At 39.5% G+C, this 25,929-nt stretch carries 22 protein-coding genes; 17 read left to right on the top strand and 5 right to left on the bottom strand.

The features are described 5' to 3' along the window. Positions 1–60 precede the first annotated feature (60 nt). From ACS5PU_RS03235 to ACS5PU_RS03180, 12 genes are all read left to right on the top strand, one after another. Entirely contained in the window at positions 61–621 is a 561-nt protein-coding gene (locus ACS5PU_RS03235; protein WP_439457828.1) for an RNA polymerase sigma factor, read from the top strand. Positions 622–654: 33 nt separating this feature from the next. Next, the gene (locus ACS5PU_RS03230; protein ID WP_439457827.1) at positions 655–1,305 is read left to right on the top strand and encodes a hypothetical protein; all 651 of its coding nucleotides are present in this window, start codon (positions 655–657) and stop codon (positions 1,303–1,305) included. A gap of 4 nt (positions 1,306–1,309) precedes the next feature. Next, positions 1,310–1,750 (top strand): hypothetical protein, encoded by a 441-nt coding sequence (locus ACS5PU_RS03225; RefSeq protein ID WP_439457826.1) that lies wholly within the window; start codon positions 1,310–1,312, stop codon positions 1,748–1,750. 69 nt (positions 1,751–1,819) lie between these two features. Then, entirely contained in the window at positions 1,820–3,010 is a 1,191-nt protein-coding gene (locus ACS5PU_RS03220; protein WP_439457825.1) for an aspartate aminotransferase family protein, read from the top strand. 111 nt (positions 3,011–3,121) lie between these two features. Continuing rightward, positions 3,122–3,799 (top strand): response regulator transcription factor, encoded by a 678-nt coding sequence (locus tag ACS5PU_RS03215; protein WP_439457824.1) that lies wholly within the window; start codon positions 3,122–3,124, stop codon positions 3,797–3,799. Positions 3,800–3,908: 109 nt separating this feature from the next. Further along, entirely contained in the window at positions 3,909–5,228 is a 1,320-nt protein-coding gene (locus tag ACS5PU_RS03210) for a sensor histidine kinase (RefSeq protein WP_439457823.1), read from the top strand. 46 nt (positions 5,229–5,274) lie between these two features. Further along, entirely contained in the window at positions 5,275–7,173 is a 1,899-nt protein-coding gene (locus ACS5PU_RS03205) for a 7TM diverse intracellular signaling domain-containing protein (protein WP_439457822.1), read from the top strand. 347 nt (positions 7,174–7,520) lie between these two features. After that, the gene (locus tag ACS5PU_RS03200) at positions 7,521–10,385 is read left to right on the top strand and encodes a SusC/RagA family TonB-linked outer membrane protein (protein ID WP_439457821.1); all 2,865 of its coding nucleotides are present in this window, start codon (positions 7,521–7,523) and stop codon (positions 10,383–10,385) included. An 11-nt stretch (positions 10,386–10,396) separates the two neighbouring features. Next, positions 10,397–11,812 (top strand): RagB/SusD family nutrient uptake outer membrane protein, encoded by a 1,416-nt coding sequence (locus ACS5PU_RS03195; protein WP_439457820.1) that lies wholly within the window; start codon positions 10,397–10,399, stop codon positions 11,810–11,812. A 58-nt stretch (positions 11,813–11,870) separates the two neighbouring features. Next, positions 11,871–14,177 (top strand): glycoside hydrolase family 3 N-terminal domain-containing protein, encoded by a 2,307-nt coding sequence (locus ACS5PU_RS03190; RefSeq protein ID WP_439457819.1) that lies wholly within the window; start codon positions 11,871–11,873, stop codon positions 14,175–14,177. 158 nt (positions 14,178–14,335) lie between these two features. Next, positions 14,336–15,784 (top strand): glycoside hydrolase family 30 protein, encoded by a 1,449-nt coding sequence (locus ACS5PU_RS03185; protein WP_439457818.1) that lies wholly within the window; start codon positions 14,336–14,338, stop codon positions 15,782–15,784. 366 nt (positions 15,785–16,150) lie between these two features. Continuing rightward, positions 16,151–16,624 carry a hypothetical protein gene (locus ACS5PU_RS03180; protein ID WP_439457817.1) on the top strand — a complete coding sequence of 158 codons (474 nt, stop codon included), beginning with the start codon at positions 16,151–16,153 and terminating at the stop codon, positions 16,622–16,624. A 68-nt stretch (positions 16,625–16,692) separates the two neighbouring features. On the opposite strand, the gene ACS5PU_RS03175 is transcribed toward ACS5PU_RS03180, so the two are convergent. From ACS5PU_RS03175 to panB, 3 genes are all read right to left on the bottom strand, one after another. Then, complete coding sequence (locus ACS5PU_RS03175) at positions 16,693–17,121, bottom strand: hypothetical protein (RefSeq protein ID WP_439457816.1); 429 nt, start codon at positions 17,119–17,121, stop codon at positions 16,693–16,695. Positions 17,122–17,480: 359 nt separating this feature from the next. Beyond that, positions 17,481–18,167: an RluA family pseudouridine synthase gene (locus ACS5PU_RS03170; protein WP_439457815.1), complete on the bottom strand. Its 687-nt coding sequence runs from the start codon at positions 18,165–18,167 to the stop codon at positions 17,481–17,483. Positions 18,168–18,319: 152 nt separating this feature from the next. Then, positions 18,320–19,135 carry a 3-methyl-2-oxobutanoate hydroxymethyltransferase gene (gene panB / locus ACS5PU_RS03165; protein WP_439457814.1) on the bottom strand — a complete coding sequence of 272 codons (816 nt, stop codon included), beginning with the start codon at positions 19,133–19,135 and terminating at the stop codon, positions 18,320–18,322. A 333-nt stretch (positions 19,136–19,468) separates the two neighbouring features. On the opposite strand from panB, the gene carA reads away from it, so the two are divergent. The 5 genes from carA to ACS5PU_RS03140 all read left to right on the top strand — a co-directional run bounded on the left by carA (position 19,469) and on the right by ACS5PU_RS03140 (position 24,748). Beyond that, entirely contained in the window at positions 19,469–20,581 is a 1,113-nt protein-coding gene (gene carA / locus ACS5PU_RS03160) for a glutamine-hydrolyzing carbamoyl-phosphate synthase small subunit (RefSeq protein WP_439457813.1), read from the top strand. 312 nt (positions 20,582–20,893) lie between these two features. After that, complete coding sequence (locus ACS5PU_RS03155; protein ID WP_439457812.1) at positions 20,894–21,658, top strand: ABC transporter ATP-binding protein; 765 nt, start codon at positions 20,894–20,896, stop codon at positions 21,656–21,658. Between the two features lie 69 nt (positions 21,659–21,727). Continuing rightward, complete coding sequence (locus tag ACS5PU_RS03150; RefSeq protein WP_439457811.1) at positions 21,728–22,849, top strand: ABC transporter permease; 1,122 nt, start codon at positions 21,728–21,730, stop codon at positions 22,847–22,849. Between the two features lie 207 nt (positions 22,850–23,056). Then, the gene (locus tag ACS5PU_RS03145) at positions 23,057–24,013 is read left to right on the top strand and encodes a Fic family protein (protein ID WP_439457810.1); all 957 of its coding nucleotides are present in this window, start codon (positions 23,057–23,059) and stop codon (positions 24,011–24,013) included. A 54-nt stretch (positions 24,014–24,067) separates the two neighbouring features. Continuing rightward, positions 24,068–24,748, top strand: a complete 681-nt coding sequence (locus ACS5PU_RS03140) for an XAC2610-related protein (RefSeq protein ID WP_439457809.1) — start codon at positions 24,068–24,070, stop codon at positions 24,746–24,748. 194 nt (positions 24,749–24,942) lie between these two features. On the opposite strand, the gene ACS5PU_RS03135 is transcribed toward ACS5PU_RS03140, so the two are convergent. Together ACS5PU_RS03135 and ACS5PU_RS03130 are read right to left on the bottom strand one after the other, a co-directional pair. Then, positions 24,943–25,518, bottom strand: coding sequence for a TetR/AcrR family transcriptional regulator (locus tag ACS5PU_RS03135; protein ID WP_113950607.1), 576 nt, complete (start codon positions 25,516–25,518; stop codon positions 24,943–24,945). A 1-nt stretch (position 25,519) separates the two neighbouring features. Further along, a complete protein-coding gene (locus ACS5PU_RS03130) occupies positions 25,520–25,927 on the bottom strand; it encodes a hypothetical protein (RefSeq protein ID WP_439457808.1) in 408 nt (135 codons plus the stop codon). Between the last annotated feature and the right edge of the window lie 2 nt (positions 25,928–25,929).

The following is a 25,929-nucleotide window of genomic DNA, read 5'->3' as shown; positions in this document are numbered from 1 at the left end:
CACCAAGCATAACCAAACCTTTGTGTTATTAGTGTCTTTGTGGTTTTATAATTAGCATAAATGAAACAAGTTGAAGATTCAGAAATTCTTGCCATGTTTGCCGTTGAGCGCACTCGTAATGAAGCCTTTAACCTGTTACTAAAAAAATATCAGCAAAAAATATACTGGCACATCAGGCGCTTGGTACTTAACCACGATGATTGCGATGATCTTTTGCAGGAAGTATTTGTTAAGGTTTGGAAAAACCTGGATAAATTCAGGAGCGATTCCCAACTTTATACCTGGATTTACCGCATTGCCACCAACGAATCGATTACGTTTCTAAATAAGCAGAAACAGCGGAATAATACACCTTTAGATGAGGTATCATCCGAGCTTGCCGATAATCTGGTAGCTACCTCCTATTTTAATGGCGATAAGCTGGAGCTTAAGCTGCAGAAAGCCATCCTTACCTTACCCGAAAAACAGCGGATTATCTTCAACATGAAATATTTTGATGACATGAAATATGAAGAAATTTCGGAAGTGCTCGGCACATCAGTTGGTGCATTAAAGGCTTCATTTCACATTGCTGCAAAAAAAATAGAAGCTTTTATTACAAATGATGAAATAGACTATTAAACCTTTTCACATAAATTGTATCATATATCTGTGATGAACGAAAATATAGAAAATAACGAATGGTTGAACGATGCCCCTGCCCTTGCAGCAATGGGGAAACGCAATCCTTTTTCCGTTCCAGAGGGGTATTTTGATAGTGTTGGGGAGCATGTTCTTTCAGCTGTTTTTTTTGATGGCTTAAAGGATAAAACAAATACGAATAGCTTTGAAGTTCCACAAAACTATTTTGAAACGCTAACGGAACGTATTGAAACAAAAATCAGACTGGCTGAAATAACTAAACCAGAAAATGCATTTGCCGTTCCGGCCAATTACTTCGATACGTTGCAAAGCAGGATTAACGACAGAATTGCGGCCGAAACGCCTAAAAAGGAAGCGAAAATTATTCCGCTTTGGAGAAGAAACATTGTTAAGTATGCAAGTGCGGCCTGTTTTGTGCTTATGGCATCTTTCGGTGCATATTTTTATCAAAATAATACGGCTATCCCTGTGGCACAAACACCATTAACAGATTTAGCAAACGAACAGCTATTGTACGATATTGATGAAAGTACAATTATCGAGCATTTGGAAGCTCAAAACACCAGCTCATCAAAAACTAATTCTGCGTCAGATACAGAAATGGAAAACTATATCCTGAATAATTTCTCTTCGAGTGATTTATCTCAGGCATTAAATAATTAATAAAATGAAGAATTTACTTTTTGCTGCTTTAATGTTCCTGTTACCTGTTACACTTTTGGCACAAAGGCCAAAGGGAGAGGAAATAGAATCGCTAAAAATAGCATACTTTACACAAAAGCTGGATTTATCGCCCGAAGAAGCCAAGATTTTTTGGCCAATTTATAACGATATGCAGAGCGAGCAAAATGCACTCCGCAAAGAACGCATGCAAAAAATGATTTCATTTAGAAAAGTAGATGAAATCGACAATTTAACCGATTCGCAGGTGCAGAGTTTAATTACCAGCGAATTCGATTTCAGACAGCGTGATCTTAATCTAGAGAAAAAATACTACGCCAAACTTAAATCATCACTGCCGATTAAAGTGGTAGGAAAATTTTACCGGGCCCAGGAAGGTTTTAAAAGGGAACTCCTCAACAAATATAGAGGCGGACAAAGACAATAAACCAAAAGACTTACAGCAATGTAGGTCTTTTTTGTTTTAAAGCACTCTATCATTTCCGTACTTTTGTACATGCTTACCCAACGTCAGTTGTTTTTACAACACAATGCACAAACCTCTCCCGAACCGCTAATGCTCGAATTTGTGAGGGCAAAAGGTGTTTACATTTACGATGCTGCCAACAAAAAACATTTAGATCTTATTGCCGGTATTGGCGTAAGCAATGTTGGCCACTGCCATCCTGCTGTGGTTAAAGCCATTCAAGAGCAGGCAGAAACCTACATGCACCTTATGGTATACGGCGAATACGTGCAAACACCGCAGGTAAATTTTGCCAAGGCCTTGGCCGATGTTTTACCCGAAAGTTTAAGCTGTACTTACTTTTTAAATTCTGGTACCGAAGCTGTAGAGGGTGCTATGAAACTGGCTAAACGCTACACCGGCAGAAAAGGATTTATTGCCTGCAAAAATGCTTACCATGGGAGTACGCAAGGTGCAGAAAGTTTAATGGAAAGCGATTTCTATTCTGCTGGCTACGGTCCATTTTTACCCCATGTAAGTTTTATTGAGCACAATAACATTGCCGATTTAGAAAAAATTACTACAGCAATTGCAGCTGTTTTTATAGAACCTATCCAGGGCGAGGCCGGGATCAGGGTTGCAGACCTTAACTACATGCAGGCTTTGAAAGCCAAATGCCAGGAAACAGGTACTTTACTGATCTTCGACGAAATTCAATCGGGTTTTGGCAGAAGTGGTAAAATGTTCGCTTTTGAGCATTACAATGTTGTTCCCGATGTACTGCTTTTGGCCAAGGGAATTGGTGGCGGTATGCCCATCGGTGCCTTTATCAGTTCTTTAGAAATTATGTCGGTTTTATCGCACACACCTATTCTGGGCCATATGACTACTTTTGGCGGTCACCCGGTATGTTGCGCGGCAGGCTTGGCTACGCTAAGAACTTTGGTTGACAACCACATCGTAGATGAAGTGGAAGAAAAAGGACAGTTGTTTAAGCAACTGCTAAATCACCCGGCCATTAAAGAAATAAGGGGAAAAGGCCTCATGCTAGCCATTGAATTTGAAAACTTCGAAATCAATAAAAAAATAATCGATGCCTGCATCCTGGATGGGGTACTATCCGATTGGTTTTTGCACTGCAGCAATTCTATGCGCATTGCCCCTCCACTCATCATCAGTAAAGAAGAAATTGAAGAAGCTTGTGCCATCATCTTAAAAAATATTAACTTAGTTGCAGGGTGAAGCCAAGAGCTAAAAAGAAGACCGTTTCTGTGCAGAAAGACCAAAGTGAAAGACAGAAGAAAAACGTCGATTAGAGGTACTAAGAACTGAAAATTGTAAACTGTAAACTGAATGAACGTACTAATTATTGAAGATGAAAAAAGCCTGGCCTTAGAAATGGATGAATTTCTGAGCAAAGAAGGTTTTATTGTTGAGCATGCATGGAAAAAATCATCAGCTGAAGAAAAAATCTTTGTTAACAACTACGATTTCATTTTATTGGATCTGGGTTTGCCTGATGGCGATGGTTTTGAAATACTCAAACAGTTAAAAGCAATTAAAGACCGCGATGACGCTGTGATTATTTTGACCGCCCGCAGCGCTGTAGACGATCGGATTAAAGGACTTGATGAAGGTGCAGATGATTATTTGCCCAAACCGTTTTCGCTGAATGAACTTTTGGCACGCATGCATGCCATTACGCGCCGCAAGCATAAATTGGAAAAAAATGAAATCAATGTACATAACTTCTTACTGAACATTCAAAACAGAACCGTTTCTTTCGGCGAAGAAAGGTTAAACCTGACCAAAAAGGAATTCGAGATTTTTAACTATCTGGTGCTGAACAAAAACCGTGTAGTATCGCGAATGAGTTTAACCGAACATGTTTGGGGCGATATTTTGGAAGTAAACTCCGATTCGAACTTTGTAGATGTTCATGTTAAAAACCTACGTAAAAAACTGGCAGCAATAAGTGCAACAGATTGGTTTGAAACGGTTAGGAGTATTGGGTATAGAATTAATTGTTAGGGCGTTTGGGGTTAAGCGTTTGGCGCCAAGCGTTGATTAACCAATTAAACAGTTAACCGGTTAACCAAATGATCCATCTTACACATTACATCAAACATCATCCATATAAATGAAGTTACAGGTTAAGTTTTCCTTATATAATGCCATAACCAAAATCGCTATTATTTTGCTTTTGGGTGCCATTATCTTGTTTTCTTTGGATAAACTGGCCTACAATCAGCTCGATAACCGTTTAATTAAGAAGAAAAACAAAATCATTAAAAATTTAAATGATAACGAGATCGATAGCCTGCTGAACAAGGAGCAATCTTTTACGGATTATAACATATTAAAGGAAGAATTTATCGTTTTAACCGATATTCCCGATCATCAAAAAGATTCGACAGCGAAAGTATTTACCGAAAAAAGGGAAATTGAGGGCGACATTGAGGTTTATCGGATTCTGAACTATAAATTCTCTTACCATACCAACTGGTACAACCTTGAGATCGGAGAAACCATGACGGCGCTTCAATCCATCAAAAATTCGATACGTTTTTACATGTTGGTGGTATTAGTTGCGGCCCTGTTTATTACACTGGTGGCTGATTATACTTTTTCTAACTTCTTACTCAAGCCGTTTTACCTGATTATTGATAAGAAGATCAACCTTGTTAACGATCCCTCACATTTCAATTATCAAAATATACCAACCAACACCGACGATTTTAAAATCCTCGATAACAGTATAAACTCTTTGATGCGAAAAATCAATACACTTTTTGCATTGGAAAAACAGTTTATAGCCAACGTATCGCACGAGCTGCTTACCCCTATTTCTATTCTGAGCACCCGTTTTGAGAACATGCTCAATACACCTGATATTCCGGTCGAACACGAAAACAAGATTTATGCTTCGCTAAAAACATTAAACCGTTTAAAGGTGATCATCAACAGTTTGCTGCTGATTTCGAAAGTTGAAAACAACCAATACCTTAAAACAGAAGAAATTAGCTTAAAACAGGAAATAGAAGACATTTACGAGGATCTGGAAGACCGTATTGCCGATAAAAAGATTGATTTTAAAGCGGATTTAAGGAACGATTATCATTTTAAAGGCAACAAAGCACTTATCCATACGCTATTGATCAATATCATTAATAACGCCATAAAATACAATGTAGATGGTGGATCGATATCCATAAGTGATCAAATAACACCCGAACAATATACCCTTACCATCGGCGACACTGGTTTAGGTATGAGCAAAGAACTTGTAGAAGATGCTTTCGATCGTTTTAAAAGAGGGAACAGCGAAGAAAATGGTTTTGGCCTGGGCTTGGCCATTGTTCAGAGTATTGCCAAATTCCATAAAATCGATATCGATATCCAATCAGACGAACATGTAGGCACACGGATTTCGCTAATTTTTAAAATGAAACTCAGCTGATAACGTTATAGATACCACATAAATACTAATTTGTACCTTTGCCTTAATGTTATCCCATTTTAAGCGGTTATTTTTTTCAACTGTTATCTTTCTGCTGTTTTTTGCTCCTGGCGTAAAAGCCCAGAAAGTTGTAGAAATGCAGGATACTGTTGCACAGCATATTTTTACCTTTAAAGAAATTGAGGTACTGGAGGATGGCGCAAATAGCCTCACCTTTAACGAAATCAGCAGCAGCGCATTCGATCAAAAATTTAAAGCCAGCTTAAACAGTACCCCACAAACCAAGCAGTTAAACAAAACATACTGGTTTAAGATCAAAATTAAACAGAATGAGCTGGCCGATAAACCCTTTATACTGGAGTTTTTCGATCAAACCATCGATCATATTACAGCTTATATCCCACAGGGAAATCAAAAATATACCGTTGAGAATTTAGGTGATGCCAACAATTTTAACAAGCGCTTAATCCACCATAAAAATTTCGAAATCCCCCTTCAAAATGAGGGTAACGAAACGCAGACCTATTATTTCAAAATCAGTTCGTCGCAGATTTCAGATGTAATTATTGTGCTCCGAACCACCGAATGGTTTATTTCTTATGCCTTGGATGAGTATTTCTATTTCGGTATTTTTTACGGAATGATTTTGGTTTTTAGTTTTTATAACCTCATCATGTACATTGCCATCAGGCAGAAACAGTATCTGTATTACGTTTTATACAATTTGAGCGTAGGTTTTTTTGAAATGAGTACTGATGGTATTGCCTACCAGTATCTGTGGCCAAATGCACCTGCATGGAACCAGTTGGCTTATGCCTTTGCCCTTTGTGCCACCAGTATTTTTGCCTTGCTGTTTACGCGGGAGCTGCTATATGTAAAGGCAAAGGCCCCAAAACTCAATCAGCTCATAATCGGTATCATCATCTGCAGGATTATCTTTTTTACTTATTGCTATCTTTTTGACCAAACACTGTTCAGTTATAAGTTTATAGAAGCTATCCCCCTATCTGTTGCTTTTTTTACCGGCATTTACATATATAAACAAGGTTATCAGCCTGCGCGTTTCTTTGTTTTGGGCTACAGCTTCCTTTTTGCCGGCTTTATGCTAAAATTCCTGATTATGCTGGGCATTGGCTGGCTTAATTTTGGGGCAATAAGTTATTACAGCCTGAGTTTTTGTTTTGTGCTCGAAATGATCTTTTTATCTTTCGCCATTGGGGATAAGGTGCGTATACTTAAAGTAAAAAAGGATAAGGCACAACAAAAAATCATTAGGCAGATGGCGGTTAATGCCAAACTAAAAGACAGCATTAACCAAGAGTTAGAAAGCAAGGTAGAAGAACGCACACGCGAGGTTTACCACAAATCGTTGATCATCGAAAGTAAAAACCAGGCCCTAGAAGAAGCCAATGCTCTGCTACAGCAGCAGGCAGAAGAAATTTCGAGGATGAATGTGCTGCTTGAGCAGGATAACGAAGAACTGCAAACCAGTGTAGAAAAGGTTACCAGGGACAGGGTAATGTCAGCCGAGGTTGATTTTGAAGAATTCAGTAAAATTTATCCTGATAAAGAAAGCTGCTATGAGTTTTTATCCGAACTGAAGTGGAGCAACGGCTATCACTGCCGCAAATGCAACAACAACCATTACTTTAACGGCCATATTTTACACAGCCGCCGCTGCAGTAAATGTGGTTACGAAGAATCGGTAACTACCTATACCATTTTTCACAATACCCGCATTCCCATTAATAAAGCGTTTTACATGATCTTCCTGATCTACTCTTCTAAAGGAAAGATATCATCCCATAAATTATCAGAATTGCTTTCAATTAGGCAAAGTACCTGTTGGACATTTGGCACCCGCATTAAAAAAGTGATGGATGATAAGAAGAAAACACTCAAAAAAACGGCTAAAAATGGCTGGAGCCAATTGGTAATTGAGTAAATAAAGCCTTTAGTTCGTCACAATTTTGTTTGTTTTAGCCTGTTTAAGTTAAAAAACGGATAGGTATTTAAGCGTATCAAATTGCTACCGGAATACAGCTTAACCAAGCTACTTAAACGTTGATTATCAAGCCTGAACGGGGCTTTTCAGCAATGGTATTAAAGCGTATCGAAATCAACACAAACACTTAAAAATCAATTACTTACACAAAAATTAACACTCCAAAAGCTTGTATTTAACATTAAATGAGTGTTAACTTTACCGCATATAATATTAACAAGAGCAAAATTATGAGAAAAAAGTTTACATTGCTTATGGTATGTATGCTGTGCATTATCTCGTTTGGTATGGCACAGAATATAACCATAAAGGGTTTCGTAAAAGACCAAAAAGGCCTGCCCTTACCTGGAGTTTCTGTAAAAGTTAAAGGAACTAACCAAGGTGCTTCTACGGCAGATAATGGTTCTTACACGATCAGTGCTACTTCAAATGCTACTTTAGAGTTTACCTTTATCGGTTACAAAACAGTAGAAGAGGCAATCAATAACCGTACAACAGTAAATGTTACCCTATCTGATGATAACCAGCAGTTAAACGAAGTGGTTGTTATTGGCTATGGTACCACAACAAAGAAAGATTTAACTACGGCTGTGGTTTCATTATCTTCGAAAGATATCGAAAACCAGCCGGTAACCAATCCACTACAGGCTATTCAGGGTAAAGCTGCCGGTGTGCAGATTACCTCACAATCAGGAAAACCCGGTTCTGGCGTTTCGATCACCATACGTGGTAATACCTCAATCAATGCCTCTAACAGTCCGTTATATGTAATTGATGGCGTTACCTCGCGTGATGCAAGTTTCTTAAATCCTACAGATATTGAGAGTTTAACCATTTTAAAAGATGCATCGGCAGCTGCCATTTACGGTTCGAGCGGTGCAAATGGTGTTATTCTGATTACCACCAAAAAAGGGTCATCTGATAAAATCCGTGCAACTTTTAATGCCTTTAGCGGTTTTTCTAACCTATGGCAAAAACAGGATGTACTGAACAGAGACCAGTACATTGGGTTAATGAAAGAATTGGGCTACGATACCAATGGTTTGGGCAACGAAAATACCGATTGGCAAGACCTTACTTTTGGCACCGGAACACAGAACAGCTACCAGGCTTCTATTTCTGGTGGCATTAAAGGTGGTGTTTACTCGCTTTCTACCGGCTATCAGCAAGATAAAGGTGTGGTAGCACCAGCAAAACTGGATAAATACACCATACACTTTAATGGTTCGCAAAACCTTACCAAATGGTTAAAATTAACCGGTAATGCCGCCATTACGCAGAGCAACTCTATTGATGTGAGCGATAATGCCAACGTTGCAAGGGGCGGAACAATTTTATCGGCCTTAACTACACCGCCAACAATTGGTGTGTATGCAGCAAATGGAACTTATGCTTTTAACCCTTATAAAGGTGGATCGGAAAACCCGGTTGCCAATGCGATGGCTGCTAAAAACAACAGTAGAAACTTCCGTTTTTTAGGTTCTTTTGCAGCAGAAGTTAAATTCACCCAGGATTTATCTTTCAAATCGAGTATCAGTACAAACAACAACGATAACAGATATTCTTATTTCTTGGATCCATATTCTACCGATTATGGCAGAACACAAAAAGGGATCAGGAATGCAAATTTCAGTACCGACCACGTTTGGTTAAATGAAAACATTTTAAACTACACCAAAAACTGGGGTAAAAATGCTTTTACTGCAACCGGTGGTATGACTTTACAAGAATCTAAGTATTACTATTTGGGTTATAACGAGCAGAACTTTTTAGATGCAAGCGGTAAACTGTTAGATCATGGTACTTCCATCCCCGCGCAACTGCCAACAGCGGCACAGTGGAGCAAACGTTCTTACCTTGCCCGTTTAACTTATGCTTATGATGGTAAATATCTTTTCAGCTCTAACTTTAGGGCCGATGGTTCATCACGTTTTGCGCCAGAAAACCGCTACGGTTATTTCCCTTCAGCATCAGTTGGATGGAGAATTTCGGGCGAAAACTTTATGAAAGATGTCAAATCTATCAACGATTTAAAATTAAGGGCAAGTTGGGGTAAAGTGGGTAACGACGAGGGTATTGGAGATTACTCGTACCTTGAATTATACTCTCCAACCACGCAGGGATCATATAATTTCTCTCAATTGGCTAACCCAACGTTAAGCTGGGAAGAAACAACACAAACCAATATCGGTTTGGATTTATCGATGTTCAACAGCCGCATTATATTTACTGCCGATGCTTATTTAAAGAAAACCGATGGCCTGTTAATTCAACAGCCTATTCCAAACTCAACCGGTTTCAGCAGCATTACGCGTAATGTTGGTTCAATGGAAAACAAAGGTTTAGAGTTTGTTTTATCAACCAAAAACTTCATCCGCGAGAAATTTACCTGGAACACGGATATTAACTTTTCGTTAAACAGAAACAAGGTTACTTCTTTAGGCGACCGTGTTTCTTCGATTACCTTTGGCGGAATTTACGAACGCGATGCAGCCATCAGGGTGGTTACAGGCCGTCCGTTGGGCAGCTTTTATGGTTATGTTTCTAACGGCGTCGATCCGCAAACAGGTAATATCATTTATGCAGACCTTAACGGAAATAAAGTTACGGGAGCAGATGATACAGGCGACAGAACATTTATCGGTTCGGCACAGCCAGATTTTACCTACGGTGTAAACAACACTTTTACCTATGGCAATTTTGGTTTAAACTTCTTGTTCCAAGGTGTACAGGGCAATCAGATGTTCAATGCTTCAAGAATGGAGTTAGAAGGTATGAACGATTCAAAAAATCAATCGGCCGTGGTATTAAACAGGTGGACAACACCTGGTCAGATTACAGATGTACCTAAAGCAATCAGAAACAATACCAGCAATACGCTAACTTCTAGCCGCTTTGTTGAAGATGGATCGTATTTAAGGCTTAAAACCGCTACCCTATCGTACAATTTTGGCGCAATGAGCTTAGGTAAACTTAAAATGAGCAAACTGATGGTTTATGCTACCGGCTATAACCTGTTAACCTTTACCAAGTACACCGGTTTTGATCCGGAGGTTAACCAGAACTCTGCTAATGGCCCATCAATGGGTATCGATTACGGTACTTACCCACAATCGAGAACTTTCTTATTTGGTGTTAACGTAGGCTTTTAATTTAAACGAAAATGAAACTTAAAATATATTCATTAATTGCAGTCGGTACATTTACCATGGCATTGAGCAGCTGCAAAAAAGATTTCTTAGATCAAACACCAATTACCCAGGTTGGCCCGGAAACTGCGTTTGCAGATGCCGCAGCGGCAGAAAAACTGATCCAAGGTGCATATGATGGGATGTATAACGATTACCACATCTGGGATTACCAGACCAATGGTGATGTAAAAGCAGATAATGCTTATGCAGGTGGAGATAACCCGGCAAACATCCAAATTGATCTGTTTACGGTAACCCCTACAAACGGCAACGTTTTAAGAGATTGGAACGCACTTTACAGCGACATTAAAAACTGTAACCTGATTTTAACCAATGTTCCGAACATTAAAGATCCTAATCTGGATAACAACAACAGAAGAAAACAGATTTTGGCAGAAGCCAGTATTTTAAGGGCATATATGTACTTTAATCTGGTTAGGCTTTGGGGATCAGTTCCACTGGTAACCAAAATCCCTTCAGAAGATGCTGATTTTTACCCGGCCAAAGCCAGTGTTGATGCCATTTATGCCCAGATTATTTCCGATTTAGAATATGGGGCGGCAAATGCACAAACTACAGCAGCAAACAAAGGTGTTATGACCAAAGGCGTTGCAAATGCCTTATTAGCCAAAGTTTACGCTACGAAAACCAATCCTGATTGGGCAAAGGTAAGTACCTATTGCGACGCGGTAATCAGTGGAGGATACTCATTGGTATCTAATTACGATTTCTTATGGGATTCTAACCATAAAAACAATACAGAAGCCATTTGGGAAATGCAGTATGATGGTTACGGTGGTAAACACGGCAACTGGATGCCAAGCGTTTTGGTTGGAACAGGATGGAAAAGATTCAATACCCCGACCAACGATCTGGCAAAAGCCTTTGATAATGAAGGAGATGCCATCCGTAAAGCATCGAGCATTAAATTCAACAATGTGCTATCAGAAGGCTGGAGCGATTCGTATTGGTCAAAAGCCAACTATCCATACATCAACAAATTCCGCGCGGATGATAAATCTGACAATTACATTTTAAGATTGGCCGATATCATGCTTTTAAAAGCTGAAGCCTTAAACGAACTGAGTGCCGGCGGTTGGTCTGCAGCAGCTTCAATCGTAAATACAATCCGTACACGTGTAAGTTTGGGCAATACAACAGCCAACGATCAGGCAAGCATGCGCCTGGCTATCGAAAAAGAACGCCGTTTAGAGCTGGCTTTCGAAGGTCACCGTTGGTTCGACCTGGTAAGAACAAACAGGGCGGTTACCGTAATGAATGCACAAACTGATGGCACAGGTGCTAACCTGAACTATAACATCAGTACGGCAAAAATACTCTTCCCTATCCCTCAGGATGAGATAGACAAAAATCCGAACGTACGTTAATTTCTTTATTACAAACAGAGGCGGCCAAGGCCGCCTTTGTTTTATAACTTATCTTTTTATGATGTTTAAAAAAACCTTGCTCTCACTCCTGGCATTAGGTAGCGTAATCAGCGCACATGCCCAAAATAAAGATAAATACCAGGCAAAAATTGATGCGCTGTTAAGCAAAATGACGCTCGAGGAAAAAGTAGGTCAGATGGCACAGATTACGCTTGATGTAATCGGTAAAGGAAAAAGCCGCTTTGAGAGCGATGAACCTTTTACTTTAGACAAAGCTGCAATGGATAAGGCTTTAATCCAATACCATGTAGGTTCGGTGCTCAATACATCAAACAACAGGGCCCGTACCCCGCAGGTTTGGTATAAAATTATCAGTGAAATTCAGGATGTAGCCATTAAAAAGGGTAAAAACAAAATCCCGGTAATATATGGTGTTGATGAAGTCCATGGCGCAACTTACACAGCAGGTGCAACCATGTTTCCACAGCAAATTGGCCAGGCCGCAACATTTAACCGCAGTTTGGTAAAAAACGGAGCATCCATTACCGCATACGAAACGCGTGCAAGCTCTATTCCTTGGAACTTCGCCCCTATTCTAGATCTAGGTGCAGATCCTCGTTTTCCGCGCCAATGGGAAAGTTTCGGTGAAGATCCCTTTGTTATTACCGAATTGGGAAAAGCCGCAGTAAAAGGTTATGAAGGCGATGACAATAATGTAGCCAATCCATACAAAGTAGCAACTTCTTTAAAGCACTTTTTAGGCTATCAGGTACCTACCACAGGAAAAGACAGAACGCCAGCGTTTATTTCAGATCAGGCTTTAAGGGAATATCATTTACCACAATTTAAGGCTGCTGTAGAAGCTGGTGCCCATACAGTAATGATTAACTCAGGTATTATTAACGGTGTTCCTGTACATTCTAATTACAACATTGTAACTGGGTTATTGAAAGAAGAACTGGGCTTTAAAGGTTTGGTGGTAACTGATTGGGGCGATATTGAAAATCTTTTTAAAAGAGACCACATTGCCAAGGATGATAAAGAAGCAATTATGCTGGCCATCAATGCAGGGATAGATATGAGTATGATTGCCTATAACTATGAGGTTTTCTGCGATAATTTAATTGCCTTGGTAAAAGAAGGAAAAGTGAAGCAAGAAAGGATTGATGATTCTGTACGAAGGATTTTAAGGGTAAAATTTGCCACCGGCCTTTTTGAAAAACCAACTACCAATCCAACAGATTATCCAAAATTTGCAAGCAAAGAATTTCAAACTGCAGCTTACAATACCGCTGCAGAATCGATTACCTTATTAAAAAACAACAATAGTATCCTACCTTTGAAAAAAGGAACCAAATTATTGGTTACCGGGCCAAATGCAAATTCTATGCGTACCCTAAACGGCGCGTGGACGTACAGCTGGCAGGGTGAAAAGGTTGAAGAATTTGCCAAAGATTACCATACCATTTTAGAGGCGCTGCAAAATAAAAACGGTGCAGCAAACATTACCTACCTACCTGGCGTAAGCTATAAAATGGATGGTAAGTACTTTGAAGATTTTGCAGATAAAATGGACGAAACCATTGCCGCGGCTAAAAATGCAGACGCAGTAGTATTGTGTTTGGGAGAAAATACCTATACAGAATCGCCGGGTAATTTAAGCGATTTATATATTTCAGATCTGCAGATCGAACTGGCGAAGAAAATTGCGGCAACAGGCAAACCTGTTATTTTGGTGTTGAACGAAGGCCGGCCAAGAATCATCAGCAAATTTGAAAAAAGCATGAGCGCTGTTGTGCAAACTTACCTGCCAGGCAACTATGGTGCCGATGCATTGGCCGATATTCTTTTCGGAGAGGTAAACCCATCGGGTAAACTGCCTTATACCTATCCGCAGTTTCCAAATGCGCTATTTACCTATTACCATAAACCATCCGAAGCACGCGAAACGGTAGAAGGTGTGTACAACTACGATTCGGATTTTAACCCACAATATGTTTTTGGTCAGGGCTTAAGTTACACCACTTATAAATACGCCAACCTGAAATTAAGTAGCAATACCTTAAAAGCAGGTGAAGCATTAACCATTTCTATTGATGTGAGCAACACCGGTAAAATGGCCGGTAAAGAAAGTGTGCTGCTTTTTACTTCCGATCTTGTTGCCAGCGTAATTACACCTGATGTTAAGCGTTTGAGGGGCTTTGAAAAAATTGACCTAAAGGCAGGTGAAACCAAAACCGTAACCTTTACCTTAAAACCTGAAGATATTGCTGTGGTAAACTTGGCAGGCAAAAAGGTAACTGAAGCTGGCGAGTTCAAAATCCAGATAGGCGATCAGAAAATAAACTTTAATTACACCAATTAAACCAAGCCTGTTTTTTACAGATAAGACAGTATCATAAGCTGTAGCGTGTTCTTCTACAAGCTCAGGATGAGAATTGTTTATGATACTGTCTTTTTTTAATTACCACATCAATTTATACTATGCGAAATACCCTGAAAACCCTAACCAAAACCATAATTATGAAACCATTTTACAACCTGGGCACTGCGCTGGGCATCTTAATTGTTGCCTGTGCATGTAGCAAAAGTCCAAAGGCAGGCAGCCAGACTACTGAAAATCCAGTGCCAACGGAGCCTGTTAAAACAGAAGTTGACTTTTGGCTAACCAAAGGTGATCAATCGCAACTGTTAAAAAAACAGAATGTTGCCTTAAACTTTTCGGTGGCAACCAATAATTACCCAACAATTGAAGTAGATCCAGCCACCACTTTTCAAACTATTGATGGTTTTGGATATACCTTAACCGGTGGAAGTGCTAGCTTAATTAATGCTTTACCGGCCGCCGAGCAGGATAAACTGTTAAACGAGCTGTTTGCCGGTACCGAAAATGCGATTGCGGTAAGTTATCTCAGAATAAGCATTGGTGCATCCGATTTAAGCGCTTATCCATTTACCTACAATGATCTTGCTGATGGCGAAACAGACGATAATTTAGCCAAATTCTCCATTGCCAAAGAGCAAACAGATTTAATACCGGTATTGAAAAAGATTGTTGCCATCAATCCATCAATCAAAATTTTAGGCTCACCATGGACAGCCCCAATCTGGATGAAAACAAATAAAAGTTTTATAGGTGGCAGTTTAAAACCAGAATATTACCAAACCTATGCTAAATACCTGGTTAAATATATCCAGGCCATGAAAGCTGAAGGGATTGTGATAGATGCCATAACGCCTCAAAATGAGCCATTGCACCCGGGCAACAACCCAAGCATGTATATGGCTGCTTTAGATCAGGCAGCGTTTATTAAAACAGCATTAGGGCCAATTTTTCAAAGCAATGGTATTAAAACCAAAATTATCGTGTACGATCATAATGCCGACAAGCCTGATTATCCGATTACGATTTTAAATGATGCTGATGCCAAGAAATATGTAGATGGTTCGGCGTTTCATTTATACGCAGGTCCGATTTCGGCCTTAACAGAGGTACACAATGCACATCCAGACCGCAATGTTTACTTTACCGAACAGTGGGTAGGCGGGCCAGGCAACTTTAGCGAAGACTTAAAATGGCATGTATCTACTTTGATAGTTGGTGCAACCCGCAACTGGAGCCGCAATGTTTTAGAGTGGAACTTAGCCGCCGATCCAAATTACAATCCACATACCGATAAAGGTGGTTGCACTACCTGTTTGGGTGCCATAACCATTGCACCTGCGGTAAGCAGAAATGTTGCCTATTATGTAATTGCACATGCTTCAAAATTTGTAAAACCGGGTTCTGTACGTATTGCATCAAATATTACCAATAACCTTCAAAACGTAGCTTTTAAAACACCCGAAGGCAAAAATGTATTGATTGTTTGCAACAACAACAGTACAGAAACTTCATTTAACATTAAATACAATGGCAAAACAGTAAGCAGCAGCCTAGATAAAGGCGCGGTAGGTACTTACGTTTGGTAGAAAAATTTATAGTTTAATTGTTTAGTTAGTCCTGCATTGCGGGGCTTTCTGGTTTATGGGCTAGATTCGGTTAGTATTAGTTCATTCCCCTAATCCGATCGTCACCCTGAATTTATTTCAGGGTCTATCATGCAAAAAAGATGCCCTAGGTTGGTCGGGATTTGCAATCCCGACCTTCGAATTGTGGATTTGTAATCCACAGTCTAATTTTGTTAGCTTATCGATAGCACTTTAGTTTTTGCCACGGATTCACGGAAAACACGGAAGAATTTATCGACTCCGCTCGAAATGTCGGCATTGTGAACTACAACAAATTCTTTTTGGCAGGCCCTTTGCTTAACAAAAGCAAATCAATCCTATAAAAAAATGAAAAACATCATCCCAGTATTAGGCCTTGCAGCTTTGTTAATGGCCTCGTGCCAGGGCGGCACCGCTAAAAAAACACAGGCTAAAATAGATTCGACCATTGTAACCAACGCCGAAGCCGCACCCAATTCGGTTGAGTGTTACCAATACATTAAAAACCGCGATACTGCTACCCTTTCGTTCAAAAGTGATGATAATAAAGTAACCGGTACATTAGGTTATAATTTATACGAGAAAGATAAAAATGCAGGTACAATTGCCGGAGTGGTTAAAGGCGATACTATTATTGCCAACTATACTTTCCAATCTGAAGGTCAAACATCGGTTAGGGAAGTTGTTTTCTTAAAAAAAGAAAATCAGTTAATTGAAGGTTTTGGAGATATACGGGAGGTTAAAGGCGAAACCAAATACAAGGATGTGAACAAGCTGAAATTTGATGGATCAATCGCATTTGGTAAAATTGATTGTAAATAGAATTTTAAAAAAATCGTCATTGCTAGGAGGAACTGAAAAGCCTTCTGGCAATGACGAATTCCTTGTTTCTATTTACTCACCGCTTCTTTTGCCGCGGCCGTCCACTCCTCGCTCAGCTTAAGTACATATTCAGAATATTTTTGAATTTCATCTGGTTTTAATTTGGCCGCCCAGCCGGTTGCCTGATTTGCCCAAGCGGTGTATTTCTCTTTAATGGCTTTAATTTCAGTAGCATTTTTGCTTTTTACCGCAGCAATATACTCATCCTTTAATTTGCTATACTCTGCCAAACCTTTATTAACCTCTTCGCTTGAAAAAGTTGGGATATCGGTTTTGACTGTTTCGGTTGTAGTGGTGGTTACTTTTGTAATAGTGTCTCCTTTTGCAGAAATTGCGGTCGAATCTTTGGTCGTTTCTGTTTTTTTGGTGCTATCGCAAGAAACTAACGCTGTGGCCAGCAATCCTACTGCCGCGACTGATAAGATGGTGTTTTTCATAATGGATCTGGTTTTAATTATGAAAAGTCTAAATATGATGCCAAATCATAAAAAATCCCGTCAAATAGTTAAATATTTTGGCGGGATATCCAATTATATTGATAAAATGCCTTGTTACTGCATTTCCTCTAGATTTTTAATTCATTTCGTTACCCTCATCCAATAGCTATCGGATTTATTTCAGGGTCTATCTACCAGGAATAATGCTAACCACGAAGTAGCTATTAGACCTTTGAAAACAATAAAACAACTAATAAAACAGGGTCACAATGACGATCGCGTGAGTCAATGAATCAAAAAATTGATCTCTAAGAATAAATAAATACTAATCGAGTTGAGGTTGTAAGAATGTAATCGCCTTATAAATCTTCAAATCTCTCCCAAAAACCATCAACCGGCAGCTTGGCAAAAATATTTACAGGCTCCTTTTTTACGGGATGGATAAACTGTAAGCGGCGTGCATGCAAACAGATACTTCCTTTTCTGCTCCCGCGTGGATAACCATACTTATTATCGCCCATAATGGGGCAGCCCATTGAGGAAAGCTGAACCCTGATCTGGTGCGAACGACCTGTTAAAGGATTTACCTCCAATAAATAATAATCGCCAACTTTAGCCTTTACTTGATAAGAAAGCTCAGACCGCTGACTGCCCGTAACTTCTGTATTGTAATAAGAAACTACGTTTTTTTGCGGATTTTTAACCAGCCAGTGAACCAAAGTGGCCGATTCTTTTTCTGGTTTGTTCTTTACTACTGCCCAATAGGTCTTTTTTACCTCCCTATTTTTAAAAACAGCATTCATCCGCTCTAGAGCCTTACTGGTTTTAGCAAATAAGATTACCCCACTTACTGGCCTATCTAAACGGTGTACTACCCCTAAAAAGGCGCCATTGGGTTTATTGTATTTTTTAGCAATATACTTTTTAACCTGCTCATCCAAAGGTTCATCGCCGGTTTCATCCACCTGTACAATATCGCCTGCCCTTTTATTAATGGCAATTAAGTGGTTATCTTCAAAAAGTATGTCGTTATCGGTAATCGGCATTTGTTAGTTCATTGGTTTATTAGTCATTAGTTTATTGGGTTAACTGGTTAATCGTTTAAACTGGTTAATTGAGAATAGTGGAGCGTTCAATTGCTTAAATTGTTGAATCAAAACTCTTACTCAAAACTCCAAGCCCCTTTAGGGGTTTGGGGTTAATACTGTTCTTTCTCGTTCGGGAAATCATTTGCTTTTACATCACGGATATACGCTTGTGCTGCACCTAAAATTTCATCGTATAAATTAATGTACTGACGTAAAAAGCGTGGTTTAAAGCCTTTTGTTAAACCGATCATATCATTTACAACCAATACCTGTCCGTCGCAATGTTGCCCGGCACCAATACCTATGGTTGGGATATCCAAGCTTTCGGTTACCAATTTACCCAACGAAGCAGGTATTTTTTCTAAAACAATAGCAAAACAACCTGCAGCCTGCAAGGCAAGTACATCGGTTTTTAACTTATTGGCTTCTTCTTCTTCTTTTGCCCGTACAGTGTAGGTACCGAATTTATATATAGATTGTGGTGTTAATCCTAAATGCCCCATTACCGGTATTCCAGCAGTAATAATACGCTGCACTGATTCAATGATCTCTTCTCCACCTTCTAGTTTAACACCATGGGCACCCGATTCTTTCATAATCCTGATGGCAGAATTTAAAGCTTCTTTCGAATTTCCCTGGTACGAACCGAAAGGCAGATCGACTACAACAAAGGCACGTTTAACCGCCCTGATTACCGAAGCCGCATGATAAATCATCTGATCGAGGGTAATTGGCAATGTGGTTTCGTGCCCTGCCATTACGTTAGATGCTGAATCGCCTACCAATAAAACATCCAAACCTGCATCATCTAAAATCGTGGCCATAGAATAATCGTAGGCAGTTAGCATGGATATTTTTTCACCACGCTGTTTCATTTCCTGTAAAGTGTGCGTGGTAACACGTTTGATTTCTTTATGTACCGACATTGGATTTGTTTTGTGTTGCCAAAAGTATTGTTTTTTCTTTAATTAAGCCGAAAGACCAAAGCTAAAAGACCAAAGCAATCTCAGACTAAAATCATTTTTTACACAAATTGCGGATCACTGCTTTCAGCCTTAGTCTTTCTGCTTTTAGCTTTAGTCCTTCAACTTACCTTATTTCATTTTTCTTTTTACATTTCCAATCTAAAACCCTATCTTTGTACCCCGAAATGGAAGGGATATATTCATCTTTTTTTGCACCCCGCAAAAACGGCTTTAATGCCGAAAGCCATTCTTTTTTCAACTCTTTTTTAAATCAAAATCCATATTGTAATTACCATGACTAACTACACCAAGTTACCTGCGATTTTATTACTGGCCGATGGCACAGTTTTTTACGGCAAAGCGGCCGGAAAAATTGGCACCACTACTGGCGAAATTTGTTTTAATACCGGGATGACAGGTTACCAGGAAATTTTTACCGACCCAAGTTATTTTGGACAGATAATGGTTACCACCAATTCTCATATTGGTAATTACGGTATCCAAAAAGATGAGATCGAATCGGGTTCGATTAAAATTGCAGGTTTAGTTTGTAAAAATTACAACATTGTGTATAGCCGCAAACAGGCCACAGAATCTATTCAGGACTATTTCCAGAATGATAATTTAGTTGCCATTTCTGATATCGATACGCGTGCTTTGGTTCGACACATCAGGGATAAAGGCGCCATGAATGCTATTATTTCTTCAGAAATTACTGATCTGGAAGAATTGAAGCAAAAATTAGCTGATGTTCCATCAATGGAAGGTTTAGAGCTTTCTTCTAAAGTAAGTACAACTGAACCTTATTTCTATGGTAATCCGGAAGCAAGCTTAAAAGTGGCTGCACTGGATCTGGGCATCAAGAAGAACATCCTGCGCAATTTCGAGAACCGTGATATTTATGTTCAGGTTTTCCCTGCTAAAACTACCTTTGCCGAGATGGAGAAATTTAACCCTGATGGTTATTTCATTTCAAACGGCCCTGGCGATCCGTCGGTTATGCCTTACGCAGTAGAAACCATCAAAGAAATTTTAGCGGTTGATAAACCATTGTTCGGTATCTGTTTAGGTCACCAGTTATTGGCAGAAGCCAACGGCATCGGTACCATGAAAATGTTTAACGGTCACCGCGGACTAAACCACCCAGTTAAGAATATCATTAAAAACCACTGTGAAGTTACTTCTCAAAACCATGGTTTTGGCGTAATTCCAGATGAGGTTAGAAACTCGGATAAAGTAGAAATTACCCACATTAACCTAAACGATAAATCTATCGAAGGTATCCGTGTCAAAGGTAAAAAAGCATTTTCAGTTCAATACCACCCTGAATCATCACCAGGCCCACACGATTCGCGTTACTTATTCGACGATTTTGTTGATGTAATAAAAGGCGAATTGGTTTGGTAGGCATAAGGTAGAAGACTAAAGAGAGGTAGAAGGCTGGAAGGCGGAAGGATCAAAGGGAAAAGGAGAAGCACCAATGAACCATTAGCCAATGAACAAATTTGGAGTTAGACTGGACAGAACAGTTAAACAATTAACCTGTTAACCCAATAAACAACAATACGATCTGCGGATCTACGGCAAAAACAGGCTGTTGATCCGCAGATTTCTTTTATAGGCTATTTTCGCCTGCTTAAAACATCATTTTACCGACATTTTAACCTAGAAGAAACAAAATTCATTACTAATTCATTTAAAGCTCCTTAACTTCGCAGCATGGATACAAACAAAGCCATTATCAGCGTAAAAAACCTGGTAAAAAAGTATGATGATTTTGTGGCCGTTCAAGGCCTCAGCTTTGAAGTTTATGAAAATGAAATTTTTGGTCTGCTCGGCCCCAATGGCGCAGGCAAAACCACTACACTCGAAATTATCGAAACCCTAAGGGATAAAACTTCAGGAGAAATTATTGTAGATGGCTATTCGGTTGATAAACAGGCTCATGATATTAAGCAGATCATTGGCGTTCAGCTACAGGCTGCCGGCTATTACCCCAATTTAAACCTGGTTGAATTAATTGAGCTATTTGCAGGACTTTATGGAGCCGACATCAAACCTATGGAGATGCTGGAGAAGGTAAATCTGCAGGACAAAGCCAAAGCCAAATACAAGGCACTTTCAGGCGGCCAAAAGCAACGCTTTTCTATTGCCACCACATTAATTAACCAGCCTAAAATTATATTTCTTGATGAGCCTACAACTGGTTTGGACCCACAGGCAAGGAGAAATTTATGGGATTTGATTATCCAGATACGCAATGCTGGGACCACAGTTGTAATTACCACCCACTACATGGACGAAGCCGAACAGCTTTGCGACCGTGTTGCCTTTGTAGAGCGCGGGCAGATTATTGCCTTGGATACACCTGACAATCTGATCGATCAATTGGTTAGCAGCGGTTTTGAACGCAAAAAAGAAGTTAAAAAAGCAAACCTGGAAGATGTTTTCATTCATCTTACCGGTCAAGAGTGGAGAGAGTAACCCAACTGTTCGCAAGGAGATCTCCAGGCTTAAAAATATTATTGAAAAATACAATCTAGCAGAACGATTATGCAAAAAGATATACACGATCAAAACTCGAATTTACCTTTAAAAACCAAGGGCTACAGCAATACCAAGGCTACCCTAGCCTTGGCCAAAGCGAGTTTCCGGTCGATTATGAGAAGTCCTTCGGCAGTGATTTTCACGCTGGCTTTCCCGCTAATATTTATCCTCGTTTTTGGCTTTTTGGGCGGCGGCGGCACACGTATCGATGTGGGCATAACCCCAGGCTCGGATGTGAATAATCCTGTTGTGGCGATGCTCGAAAAAACTGGAATGATCCGCCTGGTTAAAGATAAATCGAAAGCCGATTTTGATAAACTGCTGGAAAAAGGAAATGTGGATGCCATGATTGATGTGCACAGAAAAGTAAATACAGCGGCCTACTCGGTAAATGTGGTTTACACTTCTGCATCAAGAGATAAGGGCGGAATATTAAAATCAGTACTGAATAACCTCTTTTACGATAAAACATTAAAGCCTTCTGTAGCAGAGATAAGAGAAAGCACAGTAACTGGCCGAGAGTATAAAACCATCGATTTTATCCTTCCTGGGCAATTGGGTTTCTCTTTATTGAGCACCGGTGTTTTCGGAACTGCATTTGTATTTTTAAGTCTGCGCCAAACACTCGTAATTAAACGCTTTTTTGCCACGCCGGTAAAACGCTCGAGCATTGTAATTGGCGAGGCAATTGCCCGGATTGGCTTTGCATTGCTGGGTGCATTATTTATTATACTTATTGGCCATTTCTTTTTTGGCTTTACCTTAATACATGGCCCCATTACGGTAATTAATATGCTTTTATTGGCAACCATGGGTGTAATTGTTTTTATGGGCTTCGGGTTCATTATCTCTGGCATTGCCAAGAACGAAAGTATGGTACCTCCAATTTCGAATATTGTAACCTTACCGCAGTTCTTATTATCGGGAACATTCTTTTCAATCGAGGCTTTTCCGAATTGGCTACAGCCGATAAGCAGGGCATTGCCCCTCACCTATTTAAACGATGCCATGCGCAAGGTGGCTTTTGAAGGCTCAGGGCTCTGGGATGTAAAATTTCAGATTATGATCCTGTTGCTTTGGGGAATCGGAATCTATGCCGTTGCTGTTAAAGTATTTAAGTGGGAGTAATTCAAATTCAACCATCTAAGGCTGTCTCATAAATGAATACCTGTCATCCTGAGCCTGTCGAAGGACTTGCATAAAAGTCTTGCGTGGCGCTTCGAGCTCAATGTGACAAATCTGGATGGATATCAACTTATGATAAACCCTTATTTTTTGCGTTTTAATATCGGTTTGGTGATTTTTTAATCCAAAACGATATTAGTATATTTGGGTGTGTGGAACTTAGATTTAAATAATTTAGCAGAACTCCAACCCACCATCGATCGGTTGTATGAGAAAAAAGCACGCCTTGATTCATCAAGGCCACTGCTCAATAGTGCCCTGCACCGTATCAAAACCGATCTCAGCCTGGAGTGGACATACAACTCTAACAGTATAGAAGGAAATACCTTAACCCTACAAGAAACCCAGATGGTTTTGCAGGAAGGTATTACTGTTAAGGGCAAATCGTTAAGAGAACATTTTGAGGCTTTTAACCACGAAAAAGCAATCGATTACCTTTACACACTGGTTAAAGAAAGTTACCTACTCAGAAGCATCGATATATTATCACTACATGGCCTGGTACTGCGGAGCATTGAAGATGATTATGCCGGCCGTTTAAGAAATGGTGGCGTGCGCATCGTTGGAGCCAATTTTACCCCGCCAAATGCCAATAAGGTCTCTTATTTACTTGATGAGCTTATAACTTTTGTAAACGATAATCCTTTAGGTTTAAACGACATTGTGCTCAGTACAATTTTTCACCACAAACTGGTTTGGATACACCCTTTTTTTGATGGGAACGGGCGTACTGTAAGGCTCGCCATGAACCTGTTACTAATGAGAAAGGGCTTTCCACCTGCTATTATTTTAAAAGCAGACCGGAAAAAGCATTACGAATCATTAAATCAAGCCAATAAAGGCAATTACAATAAGCTTTGCCTGTTAATGTTGCAGGCTTTAGAGCGCTCTTTAAACATGTACATTAATGCATTGCCCGGAAACAGCTACGGAGATTACGAACCCATATCAACAATTGTGGCCGAACCCGATGTACCCTATGGGCAGGAATATGTTAGTTTATTGGCCCGTCAGGGCAAAATAGATGCCTATAAAGACGGAAAAGATTGGCTTACCACCAAATCGGCAGTGAAGAGCTATATCCAAACACGCAAAAGGAAACGTTAACTTTTTTTAACTTTTTGCCCCAGGATATTGATGTAATTTTACCGAAAAAATTTAATGAAAATCCTGATCATTCTTTGCAGTATTTTATTGATTGCCAGCACTTCTGAAGCGCAGTTTAAATTCACCGCCAATAACAGCTCTAATCAATATAAGGCCAAAATTTTTGTTGATAAGTGCGAGGGCAACTCTTGCAGCGGAAAAGCAACTGTTATTTTATACGATCAAATATCTGATAAAGAAATATTTACTTTCCACTCGGCAGACCTCGATTTTGGTTTAACAGAAAACCAGAATGCCAAATTGGGATGGCTCGATCTGGGTAAATACCAAACACCTTTAATTTTTGGTGATTTTAATTTTGACGGCTTTGAAGATATTGCGGTTAGAAACGGAAATAATGGTGCCTATTCCAGTCCATCATACGATATTTACCTGTCAAAGGATAGCAAATTTACCCTGAATACCGAGCTGACCAAACTGGCCAGCAGCAATTTGGGTATGTTCGATATCGATAAAAAAGCAAAGCAGCTGGCAATCCATCAAAAAGACGGCTGCTGTTTCGATAAAACCATTAATTATAAATTTGATGCGAAGAACAGCCTTTACGAAGATTCATCGGTAATTGAAGATTCGAGTATTGCAGATAATGTTACCGTTATTACACAAAAACTTGTTGATGGTAAAATAAAGAGAACGGTACAGAAATTCAAGATGAAAGATTATTATAATCAGTAACCAAGGTTACATTAACCACAGCTGCACACAGATAAACACGGATTTATTTCAGGGTCTATCTTCCATCAAAGATGCTGAAATAAATTCAGCATGACGACCACCTGTTCTAGTGGCAGCTTCTCGCTACGACATACCTATAAGTTTATTTTTTAGTTTCTTACCGGGAAGCTAAGACCAAATAGTGCTTAATGAAATTAAAGCGCTGCCTTAACCAAAAATGGCAGTATTTCTTTTTGGAAACTCACAAAATTTTTGCGCACATCCGAATCGCTAACGGATGTAAAGGCAAAAGAGAATACAATGCTTTTACTTGCTTTTAACAGAAATGCCAAGCCCTCTCTCCTGGCCGGGTTATTTTTAAAATTATCCAATTGCAGATACGCCGCCAACAATAATGCTTCAAGCTGATCAGAAAGGTGTTTTAAAAACTCTTGCGAGTTGGCATTTTCGCGTACAAAATCCCAACCGATAAATTCGTTACATGCAGTAAAAGATAAACGGCTGGTTTTCATTACCAGCGCCTTTAAATGCTCCTCCTCTGAGGCATAACTCACTTTATTGTGCAGTATTTCGTGCAGGTTCTGATCCAGATAATCCATTAAGATACTATCTAAAACCTGCTCTTTACTTTCAAAATACTTGTAAATTGTTGCTTTAGCTATACGCGCTTTTTTGGCAATTTCGTTTACACTGGTTTTATGGTAACCGTATTTTCTAAATAGTTCTTTGGCAGCCTTTTTTACTGTTTCTTTTATTTTTTCAGCTTCCATTTTAATTGCTTACGTGTAATAGTGTATTGCCCTGCAATGAAACATTATAGGCTTTCAGGCTTCTTTCAGCAGGCGCCTTTTGCGGACTTCCATCCAACAGTGAAAACTTAGCTCCAGAACAGGCATCTGTTGCTGTAACCCCGCTGTCATCAGGTGCTACCTTGCATATTTTCTCCGGATTTACAGTACTGCAGCGATCAAAAGCCACATAAGTACCAAGTGGTGTTTTTACGATCAACAATCCGCCAACACCGTAATTTGGTACAACCAGCACATTATTTACCGCTTTTAAACTAAACTCGGTTAACGTAACATTATAGTTTACCGCCACATCCGGAATGTAACCTTCATCTTTGCCGCAGCCTGCCGCAAAAACCAAAACAAACAATATGCTGTATAAATACTTCATTA

The sequence above is a fragment of the Pedobacter sp. GSP4 genome, assembly GCF_051857575.1.
Classification (GTDB): domain Bacteria; phylum Bacteroidota; class Bacteroidia; order Sphingobacteriales; family Sphingobacteriaceae; genus Pedobacter.
Note: the sequence above shows the minus strand (reverse complement) of the source record. Positions and strands in the feature narration are given on the sequence as shown.

What these genes read in the sequence shown, in the direction of transcription:
- ACS5PU_RS03130 (WP_439457808.1), bottom strand. Translation starts at nt 25,927, where the DNA reads ATGAAGTATTTATACAGCATATTGTTTGTTTTGGTTTTTGCGGCAGGC.
- ACS5PU_RS03210 (WP_439457823.1), top strand. Translation starts at nt 3,909, where the DNA reads ATGAAGTTACAGGTTAAGTTTTCCTTATATAATGCCATAACCAAAATC.
- ACS5PU_RS03175 (WP_439457816.1), bottom strand. Translation starts at nt 17,121, where the DNA reads ATGAAAAACACCATCTTATCAGTCGCGGCAGTAGGATTGCTGGCCACA.
- ACS5PU_RS03170 (WP_439457815.1), bottom strand. Translation starts at nt 18,167, where the DNA reads ATGCCGATTACCGATAACGACATACTTTTTGAAGATAACCACTTAATT.
- ACS5PU_RS03230 (WP_439457827.1), top strand. Translation starts at nt 655, where the DNA reads ATGAACGAAAATATAGAAAATAACGAATGGTTGAACGATGCCCCTGCC.
- ACS5PU_RS03225 (WP_439457826.1), top strand. Translation starts at nt 1,310, where the DNA reads ATGAAGAATTTACTTTTTGCTGCTTTAATGTTCCTGTTACCTGTTACA.
- ACS5PU_RS03155 (WP_439457812.1), top strand. Translation starts at nt 20,894, where the DNA reads ATGGATACAAACAAAGCCATTATCAGCGTAAAAAACCTGGTAAAAAAG.
- ACS5PU_RS03150 (WP_439457811.1), top strand. Translation starts at nt 21,728, where the DNA reads ATGCAAAAAGATATACACGATCAAAACTCGAATTTACCTTTAAAAACC.
- ACS5PU_RS03140 (WP_439457809.1), top strand. Translation starts at nt 24,068, where the DNA reads ATGAAAATCCTGATCATTCTTTGCAGTATTTTATTGATTGCCAGCACT.
- ACS5PU_RS03200 (WP_439457821.1), top strand. Translation starts at nt 7,521, where the DNA reads ATGGCACAGAATATAACCATAAAGGGTTTCGTAAAAGACCAAAAAGGC.
- ACS5PU_RS03195 (WP_439457820.1), top strand. Translation starts at nt 10,397, where the DNA reads ATGAAACTTAAAATATATTCATTAATTGCAGTCGGTACATTTACCATG.
- ACS5PU_RS03205 (WP_439457822.1), top strand. Translation starts at nt 5,275, where the DNA reads ATGTTATCCCATTTTAAGCGGTTATTTTTTTCAACTGTTATCTTTCTG.
- ACS5PU_RS03135 (WP_113950607.1), bottom strand. Translation starts at nt 25,518, where the DNA reads ATGGAAGCTGAAAAAATAAAAGAAACAGTAAAAAAGGCTGCCAAAGAA.
- ACS5PU_RS03235 (WP_439457828.1), top strand. Translation starts at nt 61, where the DNA reads ATGAAACAAGTTGAAGATTCAGAAATTCTTGCCATGTTTGCCGTTGAG.
- ACS5PU_RS03190 (WP_439457819.1), top strand. Translation starts at nt 11,871, where the DNA reads ATGATGTTTAAAAAAACCTTGCTCTCACTCCTGGCATTAGGTAGCGTA.
- panB (WP_439457814.1), bottom strand. Translation starts at nt 19,135, where the DNA reads ATGTCGGTACATAAAGAAATCAAACGTGTTACCACGCACACTTTACAG.
- ACS5PU_RS03185 (WP_439457818.1), top strand. Translation starts at nt 14,336, where the DNA reads ATGAAACCATTTTACAACCTGGGCACTGCGCTGGGCATCTTAATTGTT.
- ACS5PU_RS03180 (WP_439457817.1), top strand. Translation starts at nt 16,151, where the DNA reads ATGAAAAACATCATCCCAGTATTAGGCCTTGCAGCTTTGTTAATGGCC.
- ACS5PU_RS03220 (WP_439457825.1), top strand. Translation starts at nt 1,820, where the DNA reads ATGCTTACCCAACGTCAGTTGTTTTTACAACACAATGCACAAACCTCT.
- ACS5PU_RS03215 (WP_439457824.1), top strand. Translation starts at nt 3,122, where the DNA reads ATGAACGTACTAATTATTGAAGATGAAAAAAGCCTGGCCTTAGAAATG.
- carA (WP_439457813.1), top strand. Translation starts at nt 19,469, where the DNA reads ATGACTAACTACACCAAGTTACCTGCGATTTTATTACTGGCCGATGGC.